The following is a 4,157-nucleotide window of genomic DNA, read 5'->3' as shown; positions in this document are numbered from 1 at the left end:
ACTGCGCATGCCTCTACGGTCGCCGACTTCGGCGGTCCCGTCTTGGACGAAAGTTCCGCCCAGGCGGCGGCCGGGCAGCACCGGGTTGTAGGGGTTCGCGCGCTGCACGCCGAGGCGGGCCAGACGGGCGCGGACGCGGTTGGAGGAGCCGGTGCGGGCCGGCTGGCCGGCGCTCTGGCGCACCGCGGGCGGGGCCGGCTTGGGGCGCGACTGCTCGGCGGGCTTGTCGACCGGCGCCGCCTGGGCGTGCTCCACCGGCCCGCGGGTGTCGTTCTTCGCGTGGGGCGCGTTCGGCGCGGGCTTCGCCGCGGCTGCCGAGGCGGACTCGGGCTTGGCGGCGGTCAGGTGCTGGGCCTCGTCTGGCAAGAGGGCTCCTCGTGCGCGATCCGGGTCCCCCGGTCAGGCTCCGGAGACCCCATGGTAGCCATCCTGCGCCCCAGGATCGCCTTCAGGCCAATGTGAGGACCGTCTACCCGAGAAACGCACGAGGCGGGCGCCGGATGTTCCGGGCCCGCCCGTGCGGTGTCGTGCCGGTGTCCACCGGGCTGCTCAGGGGGTGCTAGACCGTGAGCAGCGCCTCCAGCGGGGCACCGTTCAGCGCCGGCTCCAGGCGGGCGCGGCCGCTCAGGAAGCCGAGCTCCATGAGGACCGCGAGACCCGCGACCTCGGCGCCCGCCCGGCGGATGAGCTGGAGGGAGGCCTCGGCGGTGCCGCCGGTGGCGAGGACGTCGTCGATGACCAGGATGCGGTCGTCGGGGCTCAGGTCCTCGGCGTGCACCTCGATCTCGGCCGAGCCGTACTCCAGGTCGTAGGCCTGGGCGAGGGTGGCTCCGGGGAGCTTGCCCGCCTTGCGCACGGGGATGAAACCGAGGCCGGCGCGGACGGCGACCGGGGCGCCGAGGATGAAGCCGCGGGCCTCCAGGCCGACGACCTTGGTGGCGCGGGTGCGCTCGGCGATCTCGGCGAGGGCGTCGGTGAGCGCGGTGAACGCCGCCGGGTCCGCCAGCAGCGGGGTGATGTCCTTGAACATCACGCCCGGCTCCGGGTAGTCGGCCACGTCCCGGATGCGGCTGAGCAGCAGCTCCCTGATGTCGGTCATCGGCGCTTCCCCGAGGGACGGCCGCGGCCGCGGCTGCGGGACGCGGGCTGGTTCCGCGGGCCGACGACCGCGGCGGGCGCGGCGTCCTCGGGCTCGTCGCCGTAGGACTCGTCCGCGGTCTCCGCCTGGGCGGTCTCGCCCTGGGCGGCGGCCTGGGACCGCTTGGCCAGGACGCGCTTCTTCAGCGCCTTCATCTGCGGCTCGCGCTCCTTGAGGTCGGCGACGAGCGGCGTGGCGATGAAGATCGAGGAGTAGGCACCGGCGGCGAGGCCGACGAACAGCGACAGCGAGATGTCGTTCAGCATGCCGGCGCCGAGGACACCGCCGCCGATGAACAGCAGGCCCGCCACCGGCAGCAGTGCCACCACCGTGGTGTTGATGGAGCGGACCAGGGTGCTGTTGATCGAGCGGTTGGCGACGTCGCTGTAGGTCCAGCGGGTCTGCTTGGTGAGGTCCTTCGTCTGTTCCTTGAGGCTGTCGAAGACCACGACCGTGTCGTAGAGCGAGTAGCCGAGGATGGTCAGCAGACCGATCACCGTGCCCGGTGTGACCTCGAAGCCGACGAGGGCGTAGATGCCGACCGTGATGGTGATGTCGTGGATCAGGGCGATGAACGCCGCGAGGGCCATGCGCCACTCGAAGGCGATCGCCAGGTAGATGACCACGAGGATCAGGAAGATGCCGAGGCCCTGCCAGGCCTTGTTGGCGATCTGCTCACCCCAGCTGGGACCGACCAGCTCGGCGTTGATCTGCTCCGCGTCGACCTTGAGGTCGTCCGAGAGCCGGTCCTTGATCTGGTTGGCCTTGTCGGTCTCGATGCCCGCGACCTGGATCCGCAGGCTGCCGTCGCCGAGCTTCTGGACGATCGCGTCGTGGCCGGAGGCCGTTTCCGCGTACTCCTCGGCCTGGGACACCGAGGTGCTGATGTTCTTCGGGGTGGTGAAGACGGCACCGCCCTGGAACTCGATGCCCATGTTCAGGCCGCGCACCGCCAGGCCGACGATGGCCGTGATGGTGATCAGGATCGACAGGCCGTACCAGATCTTGCGGTTCTTGACGAAGTCGTAGCCGATCTCGCCACGGTGCAGCCGGGCGCCGAGGTTGCCGAGTTTCGACATCTCACGCCTCCTTCGTCTCGACGGGGGCGGAGGGACGGCGGGTGCGGCGCAGTGGCGGCTGGGCACCCAGGCTCTTCGGGTCGAGGCCGGACCACTTGTGGCCGCTCGCGAAGAACGTACGGCGGGCCAGCAGGGTCAGCAGCGGCTTGGTGAAGAGGAAGACGACCACGACGTCGAGCAGCGTGGTCAGGCCGAGCGTGAAGGCGAAGCCGCGCACCTTGCCGACGGTGACGATGAAGAGCACCGCGGCGGCGAGGAACGACACGAAGTCGGAGACCAGGATGGTGCGCCGGGCGCGCGGCCAGGCCCGCTCGACGGCGGGGCGCAGCGAGCGGCCCTCGCGGATCTCGTCGCGGACGCGTTCGAAGTACACGATGAACGAGTCCGCCGTGATGCCGATGGCCACGATGGCACCGCACACGGCCGGCAGGTTCAGCGCGAAGCCGATGGCCGGGCCGAGCAGAGACATGAGGGTGTAGGTCAGGGCCGCGGAGACCAGCAGCGACAGGATCGCGACGAACGACAGACCGCGGTAGTAGACCAGCAGGTACAGGACGACCAGGGCGAGACCGATCGCGCCGGCGATCAGACCGGCCTGCAGCTGGTCACCGCCCAGCGCGGCGGTGACGGTCGTCATGCTGTCGACCTTGAAGGTCAGCGGCAGCGCGCCGTAGGTCAGCATGTTGGCGAGTTCCTGGGCGGACTGCTGGTTGAAGTTGCCGGAGATCTCCGCGTTGCCGCCGGTCAGGGCCTGCCGGACGTACGGGTCGGAGACCACGTCACCGTCGAGGACGATCGCGAACTGGTTCTGCGGGGACTGGTTCTGCGCCAGCTTGCCGGTGACGGCGGCGAACTTCTTGGCGCCGCCGTCCGTGAAGTCCATCGTGACCGTCCAGCCCGCACCGGTCTGGGTGTTCAGGACGGCCTGGGCCTTGTCGACGTCGGTGCCGTCGACCTCGGCGGGGCCGAGGATGTACTTCTGCCACTGGCCCTGCGAGTTCTGGCCGCAGGCCAGGGTCGACTCGCTGGCCTTGGCGCCGTCACCGACCGTGGAGCGGGTCTTGGTGTTGGTGCAGTCCAGTGCGGCGTACTGCTCCTGGAGCTTGCTCGGGTCGTCACCGGAGGTGCCGCCGGAGGCGGACGGGGAGGGGCTGGCCTTCGCCTTGTCCGAGGCGCTCGCGGACGGGGTCGCGTCGGCCTTCAGCGCGTCCGTGACGGCGCGGCCCTGCGTGGTGGGGCTCGCGGACGGGGACGCCGAGTTCTTGTCGGTGGCCTCGGGCTTGTCGCTGGCCTTGCCCGACGGCTCGGCCGAGGGGCTGCCGGTGGGGCTCGGGGAGGGGCTGGCCGTGCCGTTGCCGCCGGAGACCTCGGTGGCGATGACCGGGCGGAAGTAGAGCTTTGCGGTGGTGCCTACCTGCTTGCGGGCCTGCTCGGAGTTGGTCCCCTTGGGGATGTTCACGACGATGTTGTCGCGGCCCTGCGTCTGGACCTCGGCCTCCGAGACGCCCAGACCATTGACACGGCGCTCCATGATGGAGACGGCGGTGTCCATGTTGGTCTTGTTGATCGCCGACTCGTTGCCGGCCTCGGGAACCGCGCGGAGCGTGATGCTCGTGCCGCCGGCCAGGTCGATGCCGAGACGCGGGGTCGTGTGCCCCGAGGCGAACATTCCACCGGTGAGCGCCGCGATGGCGATCAGGATCAGGGCCAGCGAGCGCCACGGCTTGCTCTGGGCGCTCGCGTTCCGGCCCTTTTTAGGTGTGGCCACCTTCTCGTACTCCCTCTCGGGCCACCTCGCTCCGGATCGGCGGACGGGCGGCCATGACATGGTGTCGGGATTCCGTGTCGCGCTGCCGGATGAGCCGGTGATCCACCCGCTGCGAGCGCACCACCTCGTGGAACTCCTGGAAGGTGAGGTAGAAGACGTCCTCCCGCTCGGC

4 protein-coding genes and 1 pseudogene are annotated in these 4,157 nt (G+C 70.3%); all 5 read right to left on the bottom strand.

From position 1 onward, the window contains the following. Nucleotides 1-366, bottom strand: a pseudogene (locus tag ABZ948_RS40815) (hypothetical protein); the annotation flags it as partial. Between the two features lie 193 nt (nucleotides 367-559). Next, nucleotides 560-1,099 carry an adenine phosphoribosyltransferase gene (locus ABZ948_RS40810; RefSeq protein WP_359768188.1) on the bottom strand — a complete coding sequence of 180 codons (540 nt, stop codon included), beginning with the start codon at nucleotides 1,097-1,099 and terminating at the stop codon, nucleotides 560-562. Then, complete coding sequence (secF, locus tag ABZ948_RS40805; protein WP_359768187.1) at nucleotides 1,096-2,217, bottom strand: protein translocase subunit SecF; 1,122 nt, start codon at nucleotides 2,215-2,217, stop codon at nucleotides 1,096-1,098. Before secF ends, ABZ948_RS40810 begins: the two co-directional genes overlap by 4 nt. Nucleotide 2,218: 1 nt before the next feature. Further along, nucleotides 2,219-3,985: a protein translocase subunit SecD gene (secD, locus tag ABZ948_RS40800; RefSeq protein WP_359768186.1), complete on the bottom strand. Its 1,767-nt coding sequence runs from the start codon at nucleotides 3,983-3,985 to the stop codon at nucleotides 2,219-2,221. Continuing rightward, on the bottom strand, nucleotides 3,972-4,157 hold a 186-nt coding region (locus ABZ948_RS40795; protein WP_359768185.1), incomplete at its 5' end, for a hypothetical protein. The genes ABZ948_RS40795 and secD, both read right to left, overlap by 14 nt.

The organism is Streptomyces olindensis, from assembly GCF_040645895.1.
Classification (GTDB): Bacteria; Actinomycetota; Actinomycetes; order Streptomycetales; family Streptomycetaceae; genus Streptomyces; species Streptomyces olindensis.
This window is presented reverse-complemented; position numbering and strand designations above follow the sequence as displayed.